We start from the raw sequence: 23,545 nt of genomic DNA, 5'->3' as shown, positions 1-23,545 counted from the left end.
GCAGAGCAAGCTAACGCACGGTCAAGGGCGGGTACAGCGTGTATCCGGTCATTGTGCCCACCTCCTGGCGAGGCGGAGACGGACGTCACCGATCGTCGCCGGGATCCCCGCCGCGCAGCGAGGACAGGACGAGGCGGCCATAGCGTGTGGTGAGGACAAGGGCCGTGGCGGCCAGCGCGGCGACGAGCGCGACGACGACGGGGACGGCTCCCTCGGCGCCCAGCACCTGGAGGATGCTCAGGGCAGCACCGACGGGCAGGCCGAGAATGGTCAGGACACCGAGTGCGCCCGCGATCTGCTGACTCTCCTGGGTCTGCACCAGCCGTGCGTAGTCCGCCGCTTCGGCGAGGATCTCGTCGAAGCGCTCCGCGAGGCGGTACTGGGCCTGGAAGCTCAGCAGCAGTTCGTTGGCCGGCCCGTGGGCGGTGAGATGCTGACGCCAGTAGGTGCTGCGGAACGCGGCGATGTGCCGTTCGAGGGCGGACACCCGGCGGGCGAGCTTCGGACCGTCGAAGACACCGGAAAGAGCGTCGGTCAGTTCGTCGATGTGATCGCGCTGGATGCTGCCGAGCAGCAAGGCGTCGAGGTACACGGTGCGGGCGTGCAACTGTGCGAAGGCGTAGAAGTCGCCTCCGCCCGGATCAGCACGGTGTCCGAGAAAAGCGGTGCCGTTGCGCAGCACGAGAGCGCTCCAGTCGGCGGATATGCGCAGCGCGTGTTCCGCGCGGTCCGGCCACTGCTCCAACGGGGTGGGGACGTCGGCCTCCGTGGAACTCGACGCGAGGTACCAGAGCCAGCGGTCGGCCGTCTCCGGGAGCCGGCCGACCTGCCTCAGCGCGGGGGTGTGCTGTGTGCCGGGCGTGAGGAACGCGACGGTGTACGGTCGGGCGATCGCGAACGGGGCAGCGGCACCACGCGGCTCGGCGACCCCGTCCAGCAGCACCCTGGGGGAGAGCGGACCGTCGAGCGGGTCGGGCGGGGCGGGGTTGCGGTGGCCGATGGCGCGCAGCGTCTCCAAGAGGGCGGGACCCTCGACATCGAAGTGCAGCACCGCCAGCCCGTGGTCGGGATAGCGGGCGGTGGCCGTGCGCAGTAACTCGATCCCCCTCAGGCACAGAGACTCGTGCTGCACGTCCATGAACCGGTGCCAGCGGCAGGGCTTTTCAGGTGTGCCGTAGAGGGCTCGGGCGGCTGCCGGGGTGTAGTACGTCTGCCGGGTGACGGCATCGGTGCGACGGCCGCCGAGTTCGAAGGGCAGGGGTCCCGTCGCCCAGTCGGTGATCGCGGCGAACCGGACCGGCAGGACGACGGCCAGCGTCTGTCGTACGCCGGTGACGACACTGAGATCCGTGTTCAACTGGGACGCCTCCGGTATGCAACGGATGGTCATGGGCCGTGCGGGCCCCAGGATACGGATCGCTCCGCGGCCTGAGCAGAACGGCCGAGGCTCCCGTCTGCGCGGCACACGGTGACCGGTGCATGATCGAGGCGCTGGGTCAACGGTGGGTTGCCTGTCAAGTGATCACTTACCACCGCCGGAGTGCTCACTGCCACCCCGCGTACGCTGAGTCGACGTACGCGGGGCGCTGCTGGTGAACGGCCCGAAAACCCCGCCACATTGGTCGCGCTCCGTAATGACTGACGGCTACTGCTGAAAAACAACGGTGATCAATGGAAAGCTGCGAAGGTGAATATTCGCGGGTCCGCTGGCATGTTGAGGTGTCGTGCCCGCTGCCCAAGGGGCACGACACCCCACCCGTCAGATGTCCCGGAAGATCTCGATCTGCGCCCCCACCGAGTTCAGCCGCTCCGCCAGGTCCTCGTAGCCGCGGTTGATGACGTACACGTTGCGCAGCACCGACGTGCCCTCGGCCGCCATCATCGCCAGCAGCACCACCACCGCCGGGCGCAGGGCGGGCGGGCACATCATCTCGGCGGCGCGCCAGCGGGTGGGGCCCTCGACCAGGACCCGGTGCGGGTCGAGGAGTTGGAGCCGGCCGCCGAGGCGGTTGAGGTCGGTGAGGTAGATGGCGCGGTTGTCGTAGACCCAGTCGTGGATCAGCGTCTTGCCCTGCGCCGATGCCGCGATCGCCGCGAAGAACGGGACGTTGTCGATGTTCAGGCCGGGGAACGGCATCGGGTGGATCTTGTCGATCGGCGCCTCCAGCTTGGAGGGCCGGACGGTCAGGTCGATCAGGCGCGTACGGCCGTTGTCGGCGAAGTACTCGGGTGTCCGGTCGTGGTCGAGGCCCATCTCCTCCAGGACCGCCAGCTCGATCTCCAGGAACTCGATCGGCACCCGGCGCACGGTCAGTTCGGACTCGGTGACGAGGGCCGCCGCGAGCAGGCTCATCGCCTCGACCGGGTCCTCGGAGGGCGAGTAGTCGACGTCCACGTCGATGTTCGGCACGCCGTGCACGGTGAGCGTGGTGGTGCCGACGCCGTCGACCCGTACGCCCAGGGCCTCCAGGAAGAAGCAGAGGTCCTGGACCATGTAGTTGGAGGACGCGTTGCGGATGACGGTCACGCCGTCGTGGCGGGCGGCGGCCAGCAGCGCGTTCTCGGTCACCGTGTCGCCGCGCTCGGTCAGCACGATCGGCCGGTCGGGGGAGATGGAGCGGTTCACCTGGGCGTGGTAGAGCCCCTCCGTCGCGGCGATCTCCAGGCCGAAGCGGCGCAGCGCGATCATGTGCGGCTCGATGGTGCGCGTACCGAGGTCGCAGCCGCCCGCGTAGGGGAGCTTGAAGCTGTCCAGGCGGTGCAGCAGCGGGCCGAGGAACATGATGATCGAGCGGGTCCGGATGGCGGCCTCGGCGTCGATCGTCGTGATGTCCAGCTCGGCCGGCGGCACGATCTCCAGGTCCACGCCGTCGTTGATCCAGCGGGTGCGGACGCCGATGGACCCGAGCACCTCCAGGAGGCGGTAGACCTCCTCGATGCGCGCGACCCGGCGCAGTACCGTGCGGCCCTTGTTGAGCAGGGTGGCGCACAGCAGCGCGACGCAGGCGTTCTTGCTGGTCTTGACGTCGATGGCACCGGAGAGCCGGCGCCCGCCCACGACCCGCAGATGCATCGGGCCCGCGTAGCCCAGTGAGACGATCTCACTGTCGAGGGCTTCACCGATACGGGCGATCATCTCAAGGCTGATGTTTTGGTTGCCCCGCTCGATGCGATTCACGGCGCTCTGGCTGGTGCCGAGCGCCTCGGCGAGCTGCGACTGGGTCCAGCCACGGTGCTGACGGGCGTCACGGATGAGCTTGCCGATGCGTACGAGGTAGTCGTCTGCCATAGCGGCAGGTTATCTCAGATATGAGATGGCGCATGTTCAGGGGGGCGTCGGCGCGCCCCTGAATCCCCGAATAGCCGCCGGAGCGCCCGGTCGGGTGACGGTCCCTCAGGACCCGCCGCGGCGGCGCCTGGTGGCGTCGCGGGTGCGGCGCCAGCCGAACGGGCCCGGCAGGTCCATCGACGTGGTGCGCCGTCCGGTGCTGCTGTGCGTGCGCCGCGGTCCGTGACCGCCACCCGTGGTGAGGGACCACGAGTGGCGGTTGATGTTCAGCCGCACCCCGGGAAGGATGCGGAAGCTTTTGCGGAAGGTGAGGCCCACGGAAGTCCCCCTCTGCTGTCGGTCGCCGGGTGTTCTCGGCCCGGAACGGGTACCCCGGAAGGGACCGGACATGACCATCCCGTGCCCATGTACTAGAGTTATCTCGACATCGAGATATCTGCCGAGGCGCACCGCGGCCGCCACTCGGACGGAGATTCCTGGTAAGGGCTACCTAACTTAGCCTCACCTTAGCGGATCGCCGGGACGTCGTGGCGGCAGGATGCGGTGGTACGCGCACATGAATGAAGGAGACTGTCGTGTCGGCGAACAGCTTCGACGCCCGCAGCACGCTGCAGGTGGGCGACGAGTCGTACGAGATCTTCCGGCTGGACAAGGTGGAAGGCTCGGCCCGCCTTCCGTACAGCCTCAAGATCCTTCTGGAGAACCTGCTCCGCACGGAGGACGGCGCGAACATCACCGCCGATCACATCCGTGCCCTGGGCGGCTGGGACTCGCAGGCCCAGCCCAGCCAGGAGATCCAGTTCACGCCGGCCCGCGTGATCATGCAGGACTTCACCGGTGTTCCCTGTGTCGTCGACCTCGCCACCATGCGTGAGGCCGTCAAGGAGCTCGGCGGCGACCCGGCGAAGATCAACCCGCTGGCCCCGGCCGAGCTGGTCATCGACCACTCCGTCATCGCCGACAAGTTCGGCACCAACGAGGCCTTCGCGCAGAACGTCGAGCTGGAGTACGGCCGCAACCGCGAGCGCTACCAGTTCCTGCGCTGGGGCCAGACCGCGTTCGACGAGTTCAAGGTCGTCCCCCCGGGCACCGGCATCGTCCACCAGGTCAACATCGAGCACCTGGCCCGCACCGTCATGGTCCGCGGCGGCCAGGCGTACCCCGACACCCTGGTCGGCACCGACTCGCACACCACCATGGTCAACGGTCTCGGCGTCCTCGGCTGGGGCGTCGGCGGCATCGAGGCCGAGGCCGCGATGCTCGGTCAGCCGGTCTCCATGCTCATCCCGCGCGTCGTCGGCTTCAAGCTGACCGGCGAGCTGAACGCCGGCACCACCGCCACCGACCTCGTGCTCACGATCACCGAGATGCTGCGCAAGCACGGCGTCGTCGGCAAGTTCGTCGAGTTCTACGGTGAGGGCGTCGCCGCCACCTCGCTGGCGAACCGCGCCACCATCGGCAACATGTCGCCGGAGTTCGGCTCCACCGCCGCGATCTTCCCGATCGACGACGAGACCCTGAAGTACCTGCGCCTGACCGGCCGCGACGCGCAGCAGGTCGCGCTCGTCGAGGCGTACGCCAAGGAGCAGGGCCTCTGGCTGGACCCGGCCGCCGAGCCCGACTTCTCCGAGAAGCTCGAGCTGGACCTCTCCACGGTCGTCCCGTCGATCGCCGGTCCGAAGCGCCCGCAGGACCGCATCGCCCTTGCGAACGCCGCCGAGCAGTTCAAGCAGGACGTGCGCAACTACGTCGACAGCGTCGACGAGGCCGGCAAGGAGTCCTTCCCGGCCTCCGACGCCCCGGCCGCCGCCAACGGCGTGCCGAGCAACCCGTGCCCGGTCACCGCCCCCGACGGCACGACCTACGAGCTGGACCACGGCGCCGTCACCGTCGCCGCGATCACCTCCTGCACCAACACCTCGAACCCGTACGTCATGGTCGCCGCCGCGCTGGTCGCGAAGAAGGCCGTGGAGAAGGGCCTGACCCGCAAGCCCTGGGTCAAGACCACCCTCGCCCCGGGTTCGAAGGTCGTCACCGACTACTTCGACAAGGCGGGCCTGACCCCGTACCTCGACAAGGTCGGCTTCAACCTCGTCGGTTACGGCTGCACCACCTGCATCGGCAACTCCGGCCCGCTGCCGGAGGAGGTCTCCAAGGCGGTCAACGACCACGACCTCGCCGTCACCTCGGTCCTCTCCGGCAACCGGAACTTCGAGGGCCGCATCAATCCCGACGTCAAGATGAACTACCTGGCCTCCCCGCCGCTGGTCGTCGCGTACGCCATCGCGGGTTCCATGAAGGTGGACATCGCCAAGGACGCGCTCGGTGTCGACCAGGACGGCAAGCCCGTCCACCTGGCGGACATCTGGCCGACCGAGGCCGAGGTCAACGACGTCGTGGCGAACGCCATCGGCGAGGACATGTTCAACAAGTCCTACCAGGACGTCTTCGCGGGCGACGCCCAGTGGCAGGCCCTGCCCATCCCCACCGGCGACACCTTCGAGTGGGACGGCGAGTCCACCTACGTCCGCAAGCCCCCGTACTTCGAGGGCATGGGCATGGAGCCGGCCCCGGTCGAGGACATCACCGGCGCCCGCGTGCTCGCCAAGCTGGGCGACTCGGTCACCACCGACCACATCTCCCCGGCCGGTGCCATCAAGGCCGACACCCCGGCCGGCACGTACCTCACGGAGCACGGCATCGAGCGCCGCGACTTCAACAGCTACGGCTCGCGCCGCGGCAACCACGAGGTCATGATCCGCGGTACGTTCGCCAACATCCGCCTCCGCAACCAGATCGCGCCGGGCACCGAGGGCGGCTACACCCGCGACTTCACCCAGGCCGACGGCCCGGTCTCGTTCATCTACGACGCCTCGCGCAACTACATCGAGCAGGGCATCCCCCTGGTCGTCCTGGCCGGCAAGGAGTACGGCTCCGGCTCGTCCCGCGACTGGGCGGCCAAGGGCACGGCGCTCCTCGGCGTCAAGTTCGTCATCGCCGAGTCGTACGAGCGCATCCACCGCTCGAACCTCATCGGCATGGGCGTCCTGCCGCTGCAGTACCCCGAGGGCCACACCGCCCAGTCCCTCGGCCTGACCGGCGAGGAGGCCTTCTCCGTCAGCGGCGTCACCGAGCTGAACGACGGCTCGACCCCGCGCACGGTCAAGGTCACCACCGACACGGGCGTCGAGTTCGACGCGGTCGTCCGCATCGACACCCCCGGTGAGGCCGACTACTACCGCAACGGCGGCATCCTGCAGTACGTGCTGCGCAGCCTGATCCGCAAGTAGGCGGCAGGGCAAGGCAGTCGAGGGCCGCATCCCCGGTGGACGGGGGTGCGGCCCTCGCCGTGTCCGGAAGCGGTTCCCCGTCGATCCGTGCGGGCGGTCGCGGGACGCGCGGCCCTCGCCCTGCGGGGAAGCGATGCGCGTCAGGCGTATACAGGGACCCCCCCGAGGCACTAGTTTCACCGGAGAGTGGGGTGGGAGCGCTCCCATACCAGGTGGACCGGAACCCGCCTCCGGGGCCGCTCCCGCCTCACGCGGTGGCTCGGGGCGGACCGGGTGGGTGTTCGGGACTCACCCGGTCCGCGAGCCGGGGCGGGGCTGGGGGGCAGGCCGACCCGGGTGGAGCGTGGCTTGTGGCGGACCAGTGGGACGCGACAACGTTGTCTAATGGTCTGTACATGACTCTACCCCGCCGACGGACAACGATGTCAAGCCAGGTGACCGGCCCATCCGCGCTCACGCGGTCCGCCGCCTGACCTGGCGGAGTGAAACGGGCGGTGCGCCTGAGGCCCTGTGCGCCCGCCTCCGTCCCGTACGCGGTCTTCCGTGGTACCGGTGGCGCACGCTACTGTCCCTGCGGCTTGTGCGACCTGTGGTGCGCGACCCGTCCGAAGGAGGAGGGGCCGCGTCATGCGTTTCCGTCCGTCATCCGTGCTCCTGGCCGTCGCCCTGGTGGCGGCCGGAGGAGCGACGCCAGCCCTGGCCGCGTCCGGCGCCCCGCCGGACCTCGTCCGCGACCCCACCGCCCACGTCGACCCGCTGATCGGCACCAGGAACGGCGGCAACGTCTTCCCCGGCGCCGTCGTGCCGTTCGGCATGCTCTCCTGGAGCCCCGAGAACACCCGGGGCGACGCCACCCGCACGGCCGCGCCCGGCGGCTACCAGTACGACGCCACCCGCATCCGGGGCTTCTCCCTCACCCACATGTCCGGCACCGGCTGCGCGGGCGGCAGCGGCGACATCCCCTTCTTCCCGTACGCGGGCGAGGTCACCTCCTCCCCGGCGAGCGACACCAAGGACGCGGTGTACGCCGCCGACTTCGCGCACGCCGACGAGACCGCCGAGCCCGGCCACTACAAGGTGGGCCTCGCGAGCGGTGTCACCGCCGACCTCACGGCGACCGAGCGGACCGGCGCGGGCCGCTTCACCTACCCCGAGGACAAACCGGCCTCGCTGCTGATCCGCACCGCCAACTCCGAGGTCGGCTCCACCGATTCGGACCTGCGCATCGACCCGGAGACCCGGACGGTCTCCGGCTCCGTCACCTCCGGGAACTTCTGCGGCTACCTCGATCCCGAGGGGCAGCGCAGCTACTACACCCTCCACTTCACCGCGCGCTTCGACCGGGACTTCAAGTCCACCGGCACCTGGCACGACGGCACGCTGAGCCCCGGCTCCACCGAGGCGAGCGGTGGCACCGGGGGATTCGGCCAGGGCGGCCGCCCCGTCGCGGGCAAGGGAGCCGGCGGCTACGTGGAGTTCGAACCCGGCGACGGCCCGGTGAACGTGAAGGTCGGCATCTCCTACGTCAGCGCGGCCGGGGCCGAGGCCAACCTGAGGGCGGAGAACCCGCCGTCCAGATCCTTCACCTCCGTGCGGAAGGCGGCCGGCCGGGCCTGGCGGGACCGCTTGGACGCCGTCCGGGTCGGCGGCGGCACGGACGCGGAGCGCACCACCTTCTACACCGCGCTCTACCACGCCCTGCTGCACCCGAACGTGATCAGTGACGCCGACCGCCGCTACCGGGGCAGCGACGGCGAGGTGCACCGCGTGGGCCGGGGCCACAAGGCCCAGTACGGCACGTTCTCCGGCTGGGACGTCTACCGCTCCCAGGTCCAGCTGGTGACCCTGCTGAGCCCGGACACCGGCTCCGACGTCGCGCAGTCGCTGTACGAGCTCGCCCGGCAGAACGGGGGAGTCTGGGACCGCTGGCTGCACGGCGCGAGCGGGACGCACGTCATGAACGGTGACCCGTCGGCACCGGCGCTGGCCGGCATCCGGGCCTTCGGCGGTACGGACTTCGACCTGCGCGGGGCGCTGGACTCCCTGGTGCGGGCGGCGACCGTACCGACGGAGCAGGACCTGTCACCGGCCGGGAAGCCGGTCCTCTCGGTGGGGCAGCGGCCCTCGCTCGACAAGTATCTGAAGCACCACTACATGCCGTCCGTGTCCAACGCCTGGGGCGGCGCGGCGGAGACGCTGGAGATGTCCGGCGCCGACTTCGCGCTCTCCCAGCTCGCCGACGCGGCCGGGCGGAAGAGGACGGCGGCCGCTTTCGCGGACCGCTCCCAGTGGTGGCAGAACAACTTCAACATCGCGGCCGACCCCGGCGGCGGCTACATCGCCAACCGCAAGGCGGACGGCAGCTGGGTCACCGGCTTCACCCCGTCCACCGGCAACGGCTTCGTCGAGGGCACGGCGGCCCAGTACACCTGGATGGTGCAGCACGACCCGGCCGGTCTCTTCGCGGCCATGGGCGGCCGGGACAAGGCGCTGGGCCGGCTGGACGCCTTCTTCCACGACGCCGACGGCGGCTGGGCGTTCACCGGCAGCGGCGGCGACAAGTCCGAGCTGGACAACGAACCGTCGACGAACGTGCCCTACCTCTACGACTACGCGGGCGCGCCCTACAAGACGCAGGAGACCGTACGGGCGGCGATGTCCGAGCTGTGGTCGACCGAGCCCGGCGGCATCCCCGGCAACGACGACCTGGGCGCCATGTCGTCCTGGTACGTGTTCTCGGCGCTCGGCATGTACCCCCAGGTGCCGTCGCGGGCCGAACTGACGCTGGCCTCACCGCTGTTCCCGAGGGCCGAGATCGACCGGCCGCACGGCCGGGACATCAGCATCCGCGCCACCGGGGCTGCCGCGGGATCGCCCTACGTGCAGTCGCTGAAGGTCGACGGCCGCTCCAGTGACCGCCCCTGGCTGCCCGCCTCGTTCGTACGGCACGGCGGCACGCTCGACTACACGCTCGGCGCCACCGCGAACCGCACCTGGGGCAGCGACCCGGCGGACGCGCCGCCGTCCTTCCGCACGGGTGAACAGCCCTACCAGATCGGTGTCGGCCCGACCACGGCGACGGTCGAGCCGGGAGCGGACACGAAGATCGACATCCGGGCCCTGTCGCTCGGCGGCGGCGCGGGCCCCGAGGTCCGCTTCCGGGTGCGGACGCCCGAGGGCGTGACCGCGAGCCCCGCCGAGGGCACCGTCACCGACGGCGCCCAGCGGATCACGCTGTCCGCCGCGGACTCGGCCGAGCAGGGCTTCTACGACGTCAAGGTCACCGTCACCTCGGACGGCACCTCGTACGAGCAGCCGGTGGCGCTGACCGTGGCGGCGGAGGGCTCCCTGCTCGCCGCCTACAACAACACCGGCGTCTCGGACGACGCCGGCGACCACGACGAGGCCGACTACGACGGCGGCGGCTGGAGCTACTCCCGCCAGGCGCTCGCCGCCGCGGGTCTCACCCCGGGCGGCAGGGGCACGCTGGAAGGCGGACTGGCGTACACCTGGCCGAACTCGCCCTCGGGCCGCCCCGACAACGCCTCGGCGGCCGGACAGACCGTCGAACTCCCGGCGGACACCACCCGGCTGTCGTTCCTCGGCAGCGCGGTCAACGGCAATCAGCAGACCAGGGCGACCATCACCTACGGCGACGGCAGCACCGCCACGGTCGACCTCTCCTTCACCGACTGGACCGTCGGCGGCGGAGGCGGCACCGTCCAGTACGGCAACGAGGTCGTGGCCAGGACGGCCTACCGCAATGTGGCGGGCGCCGACAAGGACCCGGTGGCCACCTACGTCTTCGCGACGAAACCCTACGAGGCCCCGGCCGGGAAGACGGTCCGCAGCGTGAAGCTGCCGGACAACGCGGATCTGCACGTGTTCACCGTCGCGGCCGGCTGAGCGGGAGACGCCGGTACGACGGCGGGGCGGGCGCGGAGTCCACACTCCGCGCCCGCCCCTCTTGCCTGAAGGGGTGCGTCAGCCCAGCAGTTCCACCTCCGCGAGGGCCGCCTCACCGTCGAGGACCAGCCGGTAGTGCGTGTAGGAGCGGGCGTGGCCGACGGAGAAGGCCCGGGTCTGCTTGTCCCAGGCGAAGGACTCGCCGGAGCGCTTGTCGAGCGTCTTCCACCGGGTGCCGTCCGAGGAGCCCTGCAGCGTCCAGCCCGTGGGGGCCTCGGCCTTGTCGGAGGACGTCAGCGTGTACTGGACCGCCTTGGTGGCCTTCGCCACCGGCAGGTCGACGGAGGTCACCGTGGCGTCGGTCGCCGAGGTGTTGTCGAAGAGCGCGCCGTCACCCGTGAGGGCGTCCGACCGGGGCGAGGGCACCTTGTCGTCCTCGGTGATCGACACCGGAGCCGCGTTCCTGCCCGTGCCCCACGAGGACGGCCTCGGGCCCATGTCGAAGTCCAGGACACCGCCCTTCGCGATCAGCGAGTGCGGCAGTGACGTCTTCTTCCACTTCTTGCCGTTGACCCGCAGACCCTGCACGTAGATGTTCTTCGCGCTGTTCTTCGGCGCCTTCACGACCAGGTCCCGGCCGTTCTCCAGGTGGACCGTGGCCTTGGTGAACAGCGGGGAGCCGATCGCGTACTCGCCGCTGCCCATGACCAGCGGGTAGAAGCCGAGCGAGGAGAACAGGTACCAGGCCGACTGCTCGCCGTTGTCCTCGTCGCCGTGGTAGCCCTGGCCGATCTCGCTGCCCGTGTAGAGGCGGGAGAGCACCTCGCGGACGTTCTTCTGCGTCTTCCAGGGCTGTCCGGCCGCGTCGTACATGTAGTTCACGTGGTGCGCGACCTGGTTGGAGTGCCCGTACATGCCCATCCGGACGTCACGGGCCTCCGTCATCTCGTGGATGACACCGCCGTACGAGCCGACGAACTCGGAGCCCGCCGTCTCGGGGGTGGCGAAGTACGTGTCCAGCTTCTCGGCGAGACCGGAGCGGCCGCCGTAGAGGTTGGCCAGGCCCCGGCTGTCCTGCGGGGCGGTGAAGGCGTAGCCCCAGCCGTTGGTCTCCGTGTAGTCGTAGCCCCACACGCGCGGGTCGTACTTAGACGACTCGACCCGCCAGTCACCCTTGGCGTTTCGGCCCTGGAAGAAGCCGGCCTTGGAGTCGAAGAGGTTGACGTAGTCCTGGGCGCGGTTGAGGAAGTACGCGGACTCCTCCTTGTAGTGCTTCTTCCCGGTCTTCTTGTAGAGGGCCTGGCCCATCTTCGCGATGCCGTAGTCGTTGAGGTAGCCCTCCAGCGCCCACGACAGGCCCTCGTGGGTGTCGGTGCTCGTGTAGCCGAGGAACGGCGAGGTCGACATGCCCTTGCGGCCCACACCGGAGGACGGCGGGACGACCGTGGCGTTCTTCAGGGCCGCGTCGTACGCCGACTCCGCGTCGAAGTCGACGCCCTTCACGTACGCGTCGGCGAACGCCACGTCCGAGGAGGTGCCGGTCATCAGGTCCGCGTACCCGGGCGAGGACCAGCGCGAGGTCCAGCCGCCGTCCTTGTACTGCTGGACGAAGCCGTCGACCATCTCGCCCGCCTGGCCGGGGGTCAGGAAGGAGTAGGCCGGCCAGGTCGTCCGGTAGGTGTCCCAGAAACCGTTGTTGACGTAGACCTTGCCGTCGACGATCTTCGCGCCGGTGTGCGTCGGCGAGTCGGGGTTCGGCATCTTCGAGAACGGCGAGGCGTACTGGTACTTCGACCCGACCTTCTCGAAGCCGGAGTTCGGGTACAGGTACAGCCGGTACATGCTGGAGTACAGCGTCGTCAGCTGGTCCTGGGTCGCGCCCTCGACCTCGACCTTGCCGAGGAGTCCGTCCCACTGGTGCTGGGCGCGCGTCTTGACGGTGCTGAACGACGTGCCGTCCGGGATCTCCTGGCGCAGGTTGTCCTTCGCCTGGTCGACGCTGATCAGCGAGGTCGCCAGCCGCAGTGTGACACTGTGGTCGGCGCCCGGCTTGAACTTCAGGTACCCCTTGACGCCGGAGGAGCCGCCGTCGGTCACCGGCGCGTCGAAGGTGCCGTACACGAACAGCCGGGTGGCGCCCGTGGACAGTCCGGACTTCACGTCCGAGTACCCGGTGAACGTGCCGGTCTCCTTGTCGAGGGTGAGTCCGGCCTGGTCGGTGACGTTGTCGAAGAGCACGCTCGCGTCGTCACCCGGGTAGGTGAAGCGCAGCGCCGCCGCGTGGTCCGTCGGCGCCATCTCCGCCTTGAGACCGTTCTCGAAGGTCACCCCGTAGTAGTAGGGGCGCGCGGTCTCGTTCTCGTGCCTGAAGGGGAGCGCGCGTGCGGTGCGGCCGGTGTCCGGGGTGCCGGAAGCGGCCGACGGCATCACCTGGAAGGTCTGCCGGTCGCCCATCCACGGGCTCGGCTCGTGGCTGGCGCTGAACGCCTGGATCGTCGGCAGGTTGTCCGCGTTGTTCGAGCGGGCGTAGTCGTACAGCCAGCTCAGCGAGCCCGCGTTGGTGACCGGCGTCCAGAAGTTGAAGCCGTGCGGTACGGCCGTCGCCGGGAAGTTGTTGCCCCGGGAGAAGCCGCCGCTGGAGTTGGTGCCCCGGACGGTCGACGCGTAGTCGGAGAGGTGCGCCTTCGGCTTCGCCGGGGCGGCCGTCCGCAGTGCCACGTCGTCCAGCCAGCCCCGGAACTTCGCCGGGCCCTTCGGGGAGTCGTACGCGACCAGGATCCGGTCGACCGTCCTGCCGGCCGCGACGGACCCGATGGCCGAGGTGACGTTGTTCCACTGGTTGACGTAGAGGATCTTCGCCGCGCCCTGGCCCTGCGGGGTCAGCGCGAACCCGTGCTGGTCGGTCGCCTTCAGATCGCTCAGATAGGTGCCGTCGGTGAAGGCCAGGTCGACCGAGACGTTCGTGGCGTCGTAGTCGCGGTCCCCGTCCGCCATCGACGGGAAGATCCGGTACGACAGCTCGGTGGTGCGGCTCACCGCGACGTCGACGTCGAAGACCTTGTTGTACGAGTACGCCCGGCCGTCCGCCTTGTGCGTGCCCGCGTACCGCAGCGCCTTCTTGCCGGTGAAGCCCGCGCCCGCCTTGGCGGTGGGGGAGCCGCTCGGGCCGCGGTCGACCAGCGACAGCATGTCCTGGGGCGTCGGGTCTGTCTCGTCGCCCGTGGAGAACTGCACGTCGGCGAGTTGCAGCGCGTCCGAGGCGCCGTTGTTCCTCGTGACGTCCAGCCGGAAGTGCTGGTACTCGGCGGGCGCGCCGAGGTCGTAGGACTTGGTCTGGAACCGCTCGCCGAAGCTCTCGCCGGAGCGGGTGTCGAGCGTCTTCCAGTCCTTGCCGTCCGCCGACCCCTGCAGGGTCCAGTCCTTCGGGTCGCGCTCGTCGTGGTCGTTGGCCGACGTCAGCGCGTACCGGGACAGCTTCACGGGGGAGTCCAGGTCGAACTCCACCCAGCCGGCCGGGGCGAAGGTGAGCCACTTGGTGCTCGACTCGACGTCGACGAGGTTCTCCTTCACCTCGCCTCCGCCGGAGTTCTCGCCGCTGGCCCGCAGGTCCGTGACGTGCTGGGTGACATTGCCCGGGATGCCGCTGCTGTAGCCGCCGTCGACGCCCGAGGCGCGCTTCTTCCCGTCGGCTCCCGTGTCGACCGTGTTCAGCCAGTCCGGTGCCGGATCGTCCGCCTCGAACGAGGAGGCGAACTCCTTGTCGGCGGCCGCCGCTTGGGCGGGCAGGGCGACCGCCGTGCCCTGCGAGGCCGCCACCAGAGCGAGGGCGGCCACCCCCAGCGCTGTTGTAGTACCCCGTCTGTGCCGAGCTCTTGGCTCCATGCGCGAGCACCCTCCCTGGCGCTTGGACAACGTTGTCAATTCTGCTGCGCAAGGACCAGTAGGGAGGCAAGTTGTTCCGGTGTCAAGGGTGTTGTCCGGGGCGCCCGGGGCGAATCATGCCAAGAGGGTTACCTATTGCCCCGATTGCGGGAGGTCCGTGCCGTGTCGATCTTCGTCCGGGGAAGGTGCACGTGCCCGGTATTTCCGGGAGGTCTCAACTCGGAAAAGACCCTGGGCAAAACGTGCTTTCGATCTTGCTCCGTCGGCGGGAAGTGGACTATACCTGTCGGCGTCCGCCCAGTCGTTCGACTGCTGTGGGCAGGCATGACCCGGGGGGTGGGAAAACGGTGGACCGTGCCGCGCGCACAGGCCGCCGCACATTCCGGCCGATTCCGGTATCACGCACGACCCAGCTCTATGTATGTCCCCTCGGGGAGGCACCGGGCACTCGGTCCGGACGCTTTCTCCGGCGGGGGTCCGGGGGTCACCTCCCGGGTAATGCAGTACCGACCGCGGTGCCGGGGAGGATCCGGTTCACCGCCTGAGTCCTGGAGAAGGCGAGGACTTGAGCATGGGATCCACTTCCGCCGAGAACAGCGGTACCAATGGTGTAGGCCGCCGCGACCTGATCAAGCGGTCAGCGGCGCTCGGCCTGATCTCCGTACCGACGATGAGTTTCCTGTCCGCGTGTGCGAGCAGCGACAGCGGTTCGGAGGACAAGGCCGAGTCCGGCAAGAAGACGAAGAAGAACCCGCTCGGAGTCAACGAGACCGCCCCGCTCGCCGTGGTCATCTTCGACGGCGGCTTCGGCACCAAGTACGCGACCGACGCCAACGCCCAGTACAAGAAGGCGTTCCCCAAGGCCAAGATCGACTTCCACAAGACCCAGAAGATCCAGTCCGAGCTGCAGCCCAAGTTCAACGGCGGCACCCCTCCGGACCTGATCGACAACTCCGGTGCCCAGCAGATGGACATGGGCGTCCTGGTCGGGAAGAAGCAGCTCACCGACCTCACGCCGCTCCTCGACGCGCCCTCCGTCGACGACCCGTCGAAGAAGGTCCGCGACACCCTGCGCCCCGGCATCGTCGAGATGGGCCAGTTCGACGGCGACCCGGTGTGGATCATGTACTACGCGTACACGGTCTACGGCGTCTGGTACTCGCAGACCGCGCTCGACAAGCTCGACGCCACGTATCCCGAGGACTGGGACGCGATGCTCGCGCTCTGCGCGAAGGCGAAGAAGAAGGGCATCGCCGGCTGGACGTACGCGGGCAAGTACCCGTACTACCTGCCGTTCTCGCTCTACCCCTTCATCGCCAAGATCGGCGGGCGCGAGGTCCTCGACGCCATCGACAACCTCGAGCCGAACGCGTGGAAGCACCCGGCCGTCAAGGCCGCCTTCGAGGCGTACTACGAGCTCTACAAGAAGGGCTACATCCTCAAGGGCACCCCCGGCATCGACCACATCCAGTCGCAGACGGCCTGGGCCAAGGGCAAGGCCCTGTTCATCCCGAACGGCTCCTGGGTGGAGAACGAGTCGGCCAAGGTCATCCCCTCCGACTTCAACCTGGCCGTCGGCGCGCCGTCGAGCCTCGACTCTTCCGACAAGATGCCGTTCGGCACCATCTGGGCGTCCGGCGGCGAGCCGTTCATCGTCCCGGCCAAGGCGAAGAACGTCGAGGGCGGCATGGAGCAGCTGCGCATCATGCTCAGCGAGGCCTCGTCGAAGAACTTCACCAGCCAGGTCAAGTCGCTGAGCGCGTTCAACGGCGGCACCGACGGCATCGAGCTGACCCCGGGCCTCAAGTCCGGTGTCGCGGCGCTGGACAAGGCCGGCGACAACGTCGTGAACCCGCGGCTGCAGGACTGGTACGTGAAGCTTCAGAAGGAGCAGATCGGTGTCTCCGGTCTGGGCGAGATGATGGCCGGGCGACTGACGCCCGCCGAGGCCATCAAGAAGATCCAGGGCTATGCGGACGCCGCGGCCAAGGACGGGTCCATCAAGCACTACAAGCACCAGTAGCGGCACGTGCGTAGGCGTCACCAGCGGCGGCGGCCGCGAAACGATCGGGGTCGGTAACCATGCAACACGGCAAGTACCGGTTCATCGCGGGGTTCTTGGTCGTCCCCCTCGCCCTGTACGGAATCTTCGTCGTATGGCCGTTCATCCAGGCGATCTACTATTCATTCACCGACTGGACCGGTCTGAGCCCCGACTTCAAGATGGTCGGATTCGACAACTACACCAGAATGCTCGACGACGACATCTTCTGGAAATCGTTGCAGCACAGCCTGGTGTTCGCGTTGCTGTTGCCGCTGGTGACGCTGGGTCTCGCACTGTTCTTCGCCTTCATGCTGAATGTCGGTGGGCGGCGCCGGAAGGGCGCCGCCATCACTGGAGTGCGCGGCTCGGGTTTCTACAAGATCGCGTATTTCTTCCCGCAGGTGCTTTCGATCGCCATCGTCGCCCTGCTCTTCCAGTTCGCGTACAACCCGAACGACGGCGTCATCAACGGAACACTGGAAGCGGTCGGGCTCGGGGATTTCCAGCCGAACTGGCTGGGTGACCCGAACCTGGCCCTCTGGTGCGTGATGGCGGTGCTTCTGTGGAGCACGGTCGGATTCTTCGTCGTGCTGTTCTCGGCCGGAATGGCGTCCATTCCGAAGGACTTCTACGAGGCCGCTCTGCTGGACGGGGCGAGCCGGTTCGCCACGTTCTTCAGGATCACTCTGCCGCTGCTCTGGGACACCGTGCAGTCGGGCTGGGTCTACATGGGCATCCTCGCCCTGGGCGCCGAGGCCTTCGCCGCCGTCCAGATCATGACCGTGGGTCCCGGCGGCCCGGACTACTCGACCACGGTTCTTCCGCTGTACGTGTACCAGTCGGCGTTCCGCGACGCGAACGCCGCCTACGCGACGACCATCGGTGTCGCCCTCCTCGTCGTGACGCTGCTGTTCGCGGCGGTCGTGATGCGGCTGGGCCGGCGCGAGCGGCTGGAGTTCTGATGCGGTGCCCCTCGGGCGGACACCGCCCCCCACTGCCCCCGCGCGGCGGGCCGGAGCCCCGGCCGCGGCACGGTTCCGTCCAGGCGCCCGGCGCTGTCTCGCGAGGTGAACGAGAGTGAAGACCACCGACACCCCTCCGGCCCCGGACCCGGTTCTCGACCGGCCCCGGGTGACGAAGACGCGGGAGGCGCCCCGGAAGGTGAAGAGCCGCGAGGGCGGTGTCCTCAACGTCTTCTCGCACGGCGTCCTCGTCCTGTGGGCGATCATGGTCGTCATGCCGCTGCTCTGGGCGGTGATGACCTCCTTCAAGGACGACGACTCCATCTTCAGCTCGCCCTGGTCGCTGCCGGACAAGCTGCACTTCGAGAACTGGTCGCGGGCCTGGTCGCAGGCGCACATGAGCGACTACTTCGGCAACACGCTGATCGTGGTGGGCTTCTCGCTGGCCGGCACCCTGGTGCTCGGCTCGATGGCGGCGTACGTCCTGGCGCGCTTCGAGTTCCCGGGCAACCGCCTGATCTACTACCTGTTCGTGGGCGGGATGAGCTTCCCGGTCATGCTGGCCCTGGTGCCGTTGTTCTACGTCCTGAACAACATGCAGCTTCTGAACACGCTGCCGGGTCTGATCCTCGTCTACATCGCGTACTCGTTGCCGTTCACCGTCTTCTTCCTGACGTCGTTCTTCAGGACGCTTCCGACCTCGATCGCCGAGGCGGCGTTCGTCGACGGCGCCTCGCACACCAGGACGTTCTTCCAGATCATGCTGCCGATGGCCAAGCCCGGCCTGATCAGCGTGGGCATCTTCAACTTCCTGGGGCAGTGGAACCAGTACATGCTCCCGACGGTGCTGAACACCGACCCCGACAAGAAGGTGCTCTCCCAGGGTCTGGTGGAGCTGGCGACCAGCCAGGGGTACAAGGGCGACTGGTCCGGCCTGTTCGCGGGCCTGGTGATGGCGATGCTGCCCGTGCTCGCCGCGTACGTCGTCTTCCAGCGCCAGGTGGTCCAGGGGCTGACGGCGGGTGCCCTGAAGTAGCCCACGGTCCCGACCACGCACGCCACCCCCGGCCGGGGGTGGCGTCCGTGTGTCCGGAGCGTGACGGTGTCGGAACAGAGTTCGGTTGGACCCTATTTCCCTCAAGGACTTGACGGGGCTGACCCGTTCAGCGGAGCTTGGAGTTCAACACTTGTAAATGGTCCGGGTTCCACTGCTGTGACCCGGGTCACGGGCGGCATCGTGGCCGCCCGGCCGAGGGCAGGAGTGGATGAGTCGATGGAGACTCCGGGGTCGCAGTCGTCGCTGCACCGGGCCAATCTGGAGCGCGTCGTACGAGCGGTGCGCCTCGCCGGATCGCTCACGCAGGCGGAGATCGCGAGGGCGACGGGCCTGTCGGCCGCGACCGTTTCCAATATCGTACGGGAGCTGAAGGACGGGGGAACGGTCGAGGTCACGCCCACGTCGGCGGGCGGCCGCCGGGCCCGCAGCGTCTCGCTCAGCGGTGACGCCGGCATCGTCATCGGCGTCGATTTCGGGCACGCGCACCTGCGCGTCGCCGTGGGCAACCTCGCCCACCAGGTGCTCGCCGAGGAGTCCGAGCCGCTGGACGTCGACGCGTCCGCCGCGCAGGGCTTCGACCGTGCCGAGGAGCTGGTCAGCCGTCTGATCGAGGCGACCGGGGTGGACCGGTCCAAGGTCGCCGGCGTCGGCCTCGGCGTGCCCGGCCCCATCGACGTCGAGTCGGGCACCCTCGGCTCCACCGCGATCCTGCCGGGCTGGACCGGCACGAAGCCCGCCGAGGAGCTGCGGGGGCGGCTCGGCGTGCCCGTGCACGTGGACAACGACGCCAACCTGGGAGCGCTCGGAGAGCTGGTCTGGGGCAGTGGCCGCGGGGTCAGGGACCTGGCGTACATCAAGGTCGCGAGCGGTGTCGGGGCCGGTCTGGTGATCAGCGGGAAGATCTACCGCGGGCCTGGCGGCACGGCGGGAGAAATAGGGCATATTACTCTGGATGAATCCGGCCCCGTCTGCCGCTGCGGAAACCGGGGCTGCCTGGAGACCTTCACGGCGGCGCGCTATGTGCTCCCGCTGCTCCAGCCCAGTCACGGCACGGATCTGACCATGGAGGGCGTCGTCAGGCTGGCGCGGGACGGGGATCCGGGCTGCCGTCGGGTGATCGCCGACGTAGGCCGCCACATCGGCAGTGGAGTCGCCAATCTCTGCAACCTGCTGAACCCGAGCCGGGTGGTGCTCGGCGGGGATCTCGCCGAGGCCGGGGAGCTCGTTCTCGGGCCCATAAGGGAGTCGGTCGGCCGGTACGCGATCCCCAGTGCCGCGCGTCAGCTCTCGGTGTTGCCAGGGGCCCTCGGAGGCCGCGCCGAGGTACTCGGAGCACTCGCTCTCGCCCTCAGTGAAATGGGTGATTCAACCCTTTTGGACGGGTCGCTCACCGCCGCTGCCCCTGCCTTCACTTAGAGAACGGATGGCACCGTTGCCATCTCGTTAAGGATTTACTTCTTGACGTCGCACGCGCGGCCGAGTTGACTTCCAGCCACCTCGGCCGCAACGTCGCGGCCTCGTCAGGGAGGTTTCTGAAGTGAACACGCGTATGCGTCGCGCCGCCGTTGCTATTGCTGCCGGTGCCATGGCCGTCTCGCTGGCCGCCTGTGGAAGTGCCAAGGAGTCGGGCGACAAGGCCGACACCTCGAGCAAGAAGAAGGGCGACGCGATCAAGGTCGGTCTGCTCCTGCCGGAGAACCAGACCGCGCGCTACGAGAAGCTCGACAAGCCCCTGATCGAGAAGAAGATCAAGGAGCTGACGAACAACAAGGGCGAGGTCGTCTACGCCAACGCCAAGCAGGACGCCAGCACCCAGAACCAGCAGGTCGACACGATGGTGACCAACAAGGTCGACGTGCTGATCGTGGACGCGGTGGACGCCAAGGCCATCGCAGGTTCGGTGAAGAAGGCCAAGGACGCCGGCATCCCGGTCGTGGCCTACGACCGTCTGGCCGAGGGCCCGATCGACGGCTACACCTCGTTCGACAACGAGTCCGTCGGCAAGGCCCAGGGCGAGGCGCTGCTGAAGGCGCTGGGCAGCAAGGCCAAGGACGGCAAGATCGTCATGATGAACGGCGCGGTCACCGACCCGAACGCCGCCATGTTCAAGAAGGGCGCCCACTCCGTCCTCGACGGCAAGGTGAACGTCGGCAAGGAGTACGACACCAAGGAGTGGAAGCCGGAGAACGCCAACGCCAACATGGAGGCCGCCCTCTCCGCCCTGGGCAAGAAGAACGTCATCGGCGTCTACTCCGCCAACGACGGCATGGCGGGCGGCATCATCACCGCCCTCAAGGGCGCCGGCATCACCGTCCCGGTCACGGGTCAGGACGCCGAGCTCGCGGGTGTGCAGCGCATCATCACCGGTGAGCAGTACATGAGCGTCTACAAGTCCGTCCCGCAGGAGGCCTCGGTCGTCGCGGAGATGGCGGTCGCGCTCGCCAAGGGCGAGAAGCTCGACTCCATCGCCAAGGACAAGGTCGACAGCGCCACCGAGAAGGGTGTCCCCTCGGTGATCGTCCCGGTCGTCTCGCTGACCAAGGACAACATCAACGACACCGTCATCAAGGACGGCATCTACACGATCGACGAGATCTGCACGGCCAAGTACAAGAAGGCCTGCGACAAGATCGGTCTGAAGTAACCAGCGCCCGGTCCCACTCCAAGCAGGGCGGTCCGCCTCCGGACCGCCCCGCGGGGCCGGCGCACTGAGAACTCGTCCGGCGCACCGCCGTCATCAGCCCCGCAAGCTAGGGCGGGGCGCCGGACGGTAACTCTCCCCCCTCCCATACTTTGCACAACCTCCCGCCGGGTCAGGCGGCGAAGGAGATGGTTCACGTGTCCGCTACGCCCGTGCTGGCGTTGCGCGGGGTCTCCAAGCGGTTCGGTGCCGTCCAGGCGCTCACCGACGTAGAGCTTGAGGTCCACGCCGGTGAAGTGGTCGCCCTGGTGGGCGACAACGGCGCCGGAAAGTCCACGCTGGTCAAGACGATCGCCGGCGTGCACCCCATCGATGAGGGCGCCATCGAGTGGGACGGCAGGTCCGTCCAGATCAACCGGCCGCACGACGCCCAGAACCTGGGCATCGCGACCGTGTACCAGGACCTCGCGCTGTGCGACAACATCGACGTCGTCGGCAACCTCTACCTGGGCCGGGAGATCCGCAGGCGCGGCGTCCTGGACGAGGTGGAGATGGAGCGCCGCTCCCGCGAGCTGCTGGACACGCTGTCGATCCGCATCCCGAGCGTCCGCATCCCGATCGCCTCCCTCTCCGGCGGTCAGCGCCAGGTGGTGGCCATCGCCCGTTCCATGCTCGGCGAGCCCAAGCTGGTCATCCTCGACGAGCCCACCGCGGCGCTCGGCGTCGAGCAGACGGCCCAGGTCCTCGACCTGGTCGAGCGGCTGCGCGAGCGCGGCCACGCCGTCATTCTCATCAGCCACAACATGGCCGACGTGAAGGCCGTGGCCGACAAGGTCGCCGTCCTGCGCCTCGGCCGCAACAACGGTGTCTTCGAGGTCAAGTCGACCTCGCAGGAAGAGATCATCTCCGCCATCACCGGTGCCACGGACAACGCCGTGACCCGTCGTGCGGCGCGCACCAATGGGGAGATCAAGAAGTGAGTATCAAGAAGATTTCCACCCCCACCGAGGACCACGCCGTGGAGAACCCCGAGGCGGCCGCCGCGGCGGTCCCCGTGGTCGACCCCCGCCTGCTCGTACGCGAGCAGGGCTTCGCCGGCTACCTCGGCGAGTTCAAGCGGAAGCTGAAGGCCGGCGACGTCGGCTCCCTGCCCGTCGTGATCGGCCTGCTGGTCATCTGGGCCATCTTCACCAGCCTGAACTCGAACTTCCTCACCGCCGGCAACTTCTCCGACATGTCCGTCGCCATGGTCGGCACGGGCATGATCGCCGTCGGTATCGTCTTCGTCCTGCTGCTCGGCGAGATCGACCTGTCGGTCGGCTCGGTCAGCGGTGTCGCGGGCGCGGCCTTCGCCGTCATGAACGTCACGCACGGGATGAACGAGGTGCTGGCCCTGGTGCTGGCGATCCTCACCGGCACGGTGGCGGGCGCCATCCACGGCTTCATCTTCGCCCGCATCGGCGTGCCGGCCTTCGCCGTGACGCTGGCCGGACTGCTGTTCTGGCAGGGCTTCATGCTGCAGATCCTGGGCAGCAACGGCACCATCAACCTGGACTCCGAGGGTCTGGTCGCCAAGCTGACCAGCTACTACTTCTCGGACGTGGTCGCCGCCTACGGCCTGGCCGTCGTCGCGGTCGTGGGGTACTTCCTCGCCGCCTTCTTCGACAACCGCCGCCGTGAAGCCGCCGGTGTGCCGTCCCGGCCGCTGAACGAGATCATCGTCCGGACCGTACTGCTCGCGATCCTGGCCTTCGCCGTCGCGATCGTCTTCAACCAGTACAAGGGCCTGCCGCTGGCCGTGGTGATCTTCCTCGCGTTCCTGGTGCTCACGGACTTCGTCCTGCGCCGCACCGCGTACGGCCGCAAGGTCTTCGCGCTCGGCGGCAGCGTCGAGGCGTCCCGCCGTGCCGGTATCAACGTGGAGATGGTCCGCATCTCGGTCTTCGCCATCGCGGGCACCTTCGCCGCGATCGGCGGTCTGTTCGTCGCCTCGAAGATCGCCTCTGCCAACCAGGGCGCGGGCACCGGTGAGTTCCTGATGAACGTCATCGCGGCCGCCGTGATCGGTGGTACCTCGCTCTTCGGCGGGCGCGGACGCACCTGGGACGCGCTGCTCGGTGTGATGGTGATCATCTCGATCACCTACGGCCTGGCGCTGGAGGGCATCGCCTCCCCGGTCCAGTACATGATCACCGGTGGAGTGCTCCTGGCCACGGTCGTCATCGACGCGGTCACCCGCAAGACCCAGAAGTCGGCCGGCCGCGCCTGACGGCCCGGTCAGCCCCTGGACGAAGTGCCCGGTACCCATGGCGGTACCGGGCACTTCCCCGTCCCCGCGGCGGGTTCCACCGGCACCGTCCGGGGAACCCGCCGCACGACGGTGTACGGCCATACGCGTGATGTACGACGCGGAGCCCCGGCATCGCCGGTGATGACGGAAGATTAGACTCGACTGGCCCGGCAACGCTCGAACA

At 68.6% G+C, this 23,545-nt stretch carries 13 protein-coding genes; 9 read left to right on the top strand and 4 right to left on the bottom strand.

Annotation, left to right across the window (positions count from 1 at the left end; genetic code table 11):
* Positions 1-85: 85 nt before the first annotated feature.
* From ACFY93_RS06255 to ACFY93_RS06245, 3 genes are all read right to left on the bottom strand, one after another.
* Positions 86-1,357, bottom strand: coding sequence for a hypothetical protein (locus tag ACFY93_RS06255; protein ID WP_391354018.1), 1,272 nt, complete (start codon positions 1,355-1,357; stop codon positions 86-88).
* Positions 1,358-1,759: 402 nt separating this feature from the next.
* The gene (locus tag ACFY93_RS06250) at positions 1,760-3,289 is read right to left on the bottom strand and encodes a UDP-N-acetylglucosamine 1-carboxyvinyltransferase (RefSeq protein WP_391354016.1); all 1,530 of its coding nucleotides are present in this window, start codon (positions 3,287-3,289) and stop codon (positions 1,760-1,762) included.
* Positions 3,290-3,394: 105 nt separating this feature from the next.
* Complete coding sequence (locus ACFY93_RS06245) at positions 3,395-3,607, bottom strand: DUF4236 domain-containing protein (protein ID WP_391354014.1); 213 nt, start codon at positions 3,605-3,607, stop codon at positions 3,395-3,397.
* 257 nt (positions 3,608-3,864) lie between these two features.
* On the opposite strand from ACFY93_RS06245, the gene acnA reads away from it, so the two are divergent.
* Both acnA and ACFY93_RS06235 read left to right on the top strand, forming a co-directional pair.
* Positions 3,865-6,579, top strand: a complete 2,715-nt coding sequence (gene acnA, locus ACFY93_RS06240; protein ID WP_391354012.1) for an aconitate hydratase AcnA — start codon at positions 3,865-3,867, stop codon at positions 6,577-6,579.
* A 627-nt stretch (positions 6,580-7,206) separates the two neighbouring features.
* Positions 7,207-10,485: a GH92 family glycosyl hydrolase gene (locus tag ACFY93_RS06235; protein WP_391354010.1), complete on the top strand. Its 3,279-nt coding sequence runs from the start codon at positions 7,207-7,209 to the stop codon at positions 10,483-10,485.
* Positions 10,486-10,563: 78 nt separating this feature from the next.
* Here the strand turns inward: ACFY93_RS06235 and ACFY93_RS06230 are convergent, their stop codons facing one another.
* Complete coding sequence (locus ACFY93_RS06230) at positions 10,564-14,367, bottom strand: GH92 family glycosyl hydrolase (RefSeq protein WP_391354009.1); 3,804 nt, start codon at positions 14,365-14,367, stop codon at positions 10,564-10,566.
* 571 nt (positions 14,368-14,938) lie between these two features.
* On the opposite strand from ACFY93_RS06230, the gene ngcE reads away from it, so the two are divergent.
* The 7 genes from ngcE (at position 14,939) to ACFY93_RS06195 (ending at position 23,340) form a co-directional block, all read left to right on the top strand.
* Entirely contained in the window at positions 14,939-16,390 is a 1,452-nt protein-coding gene (gene ngcE, locus ACFY93_RS06225; RefSeq protein ID WP_391354007.1) for an N-acetylglucosamine/diacetylchitobiose ABC transporter substrate-binding protein, read from the top strand.
* Between the two features lie 59 nt (positions 16,391-16,449).
* The gene (locus ACFY93_RS06220) at positions 16,450-17,373 is read left to right on the top strand and encodes an ABC transporter permease subunit (protein WP_391354005.1); all 924 of its coding nucleotides are present in this window, start codon (positions 16,450-16,452) and stop codon (positions 17,371-17,373) included.
* Between the two features lie 169 nt (positions 17,374-17,542).
* Positions 17,543-18,409: an ABC transporter permease subunit gene (locus ACFY93_RS06215; RefSeq protein ID WP_391354156.1), complete on the top strand. Its 867-nt coding sequence runs from the start codon at positions 17,543-17,545 to the stop codon at positions 18,407-18,409.
* 237 nt (positions 18,410-18,646) lie between these two features.
* Complete coding sequence (locus tag ACFY93_RS06210) at positions 18,647-19,846, top strand: ROK family protein (protein WP_391354003.1); 1,200 nt, start codon at positions 18,647-18,649, stop codon at positions 19,844-19,846.
* A gap of 133 nt (positions 19,847-19,979) precedes the next feature.
* Positions 19,980-21,074 carry a substrate-binding domain-containing protein gene (locus ACFY93_RS06205; RefSeq protein WP_391354154.1) on the top strand — a complete coding sequence of 365 codons (1,095 nt, stop codon included), beginning with the start codon at positions 19,980-19,982 and terminating at the stop codon, positions 21,072-21,074.
* A 185-nt stretch (positions 21,075-21,259) separates the two neighbouring features.
* Positions 21,260-22,051 carry an ATP-binding cassette domain-containing protein gene (locus ACFY93_RS06200; protein ID WP_391354001.1) on the top strand — a complete coding sequence of 264 codons (792 nt, stop codon included), beginning with the start codon at positions 21,260-21,262 and terminating at the stop codon, positions 22,049-22,051.
* Positions 22,048-23,340 (top strand): sugar ABC transporter permease, encoded by a 1,293-nt coding sequence (locus ACFY93_RS06195; RefSeq protein WP_391353999.1) that lies wholly within the window; start codon positions 22,048-22,050, stop codon positions 23,338-23,340. Before ACFY93_RS06200 ends, ACFY93_RS06195 begins: the two co-directional genes overlap by 4 nt.
* Positions 23,341-23,545: the final 205 nt, after the last annotated feature.

Origin of the sequence: Streptomyces sp. NPDC008313 (genome assembly GCF_042956125.1) — a bacterium.
Lineage (GTDB): Bacteria > Actinomycetota > Actinomycetes > Streptomycetales > Streptomycetaceae > Streptomyces.
The sequence above is the reverse complement of the archived record's forward strand: the minus strand, read 5'-3'. Positions and strand labels throughout refer to the sequence as shown.

Bases quoted from the DNA above. Each gene is read 5' to 3' on its own strand.
- ACFY93_RS06210 (WP_391354003.1), top strand. From the start codon at position 18,647: ATGGAGACTCCGGGGTCGCAGTCGTCGCTGCACCGGGCCAATCTGGAG.
- ACFY93_RS06235 (WP_391354010.1), top strand. From the start codon at position 7,207: ATGCGTTTCCGTCCGTCATCCGTGCTCCTGGCCGTCGCCCTGGTGGCG.
- ACFY93_RS06250 (WP_391354016.1), bottom strand. From the start codon at position 3,289: ATGGCAGACGACTACCTCGTACGCATCGGCAAGCTCATCCGTGACGCC.
- ACFY93_RS06200 (WP_391354001.1), top strand. From the start codon at position 21,260: ATGGTTCACGTGTCCGCTACGCCCGTGCTGGCGTTGCGCGGGGTCTCC.
- ACFY93_RS06220 (WP_391354005.1), top strand. From the start codon at position 16,450: ATGCAACACGGCAAGTACCGGTTCATCGCGGGGTTCTTGGTCGTCCCC.
- ACFY93_RS06205 (WP_391354154.1), top strand. From the start codon at position 19,980: ATGCGTCGCGCCGCCGTTGCTATTGCTGCCGGTGCCATGGCCGTCTCG.
- ngcE (WP_391354007.1), top strand. From the start codon at position 14,939: ATGGGATCCACTTCCGCCGAGAACAGCGGTACCAATGGTGTAGGCCGC.
- ACFY93_RS06230 (WP_391354009.1), bottom strand. From the start codon at position 14,367: ATGGAGCCAAGAGCTCGGCACAGACGGGGTACTACAACAGCGCTGGGG.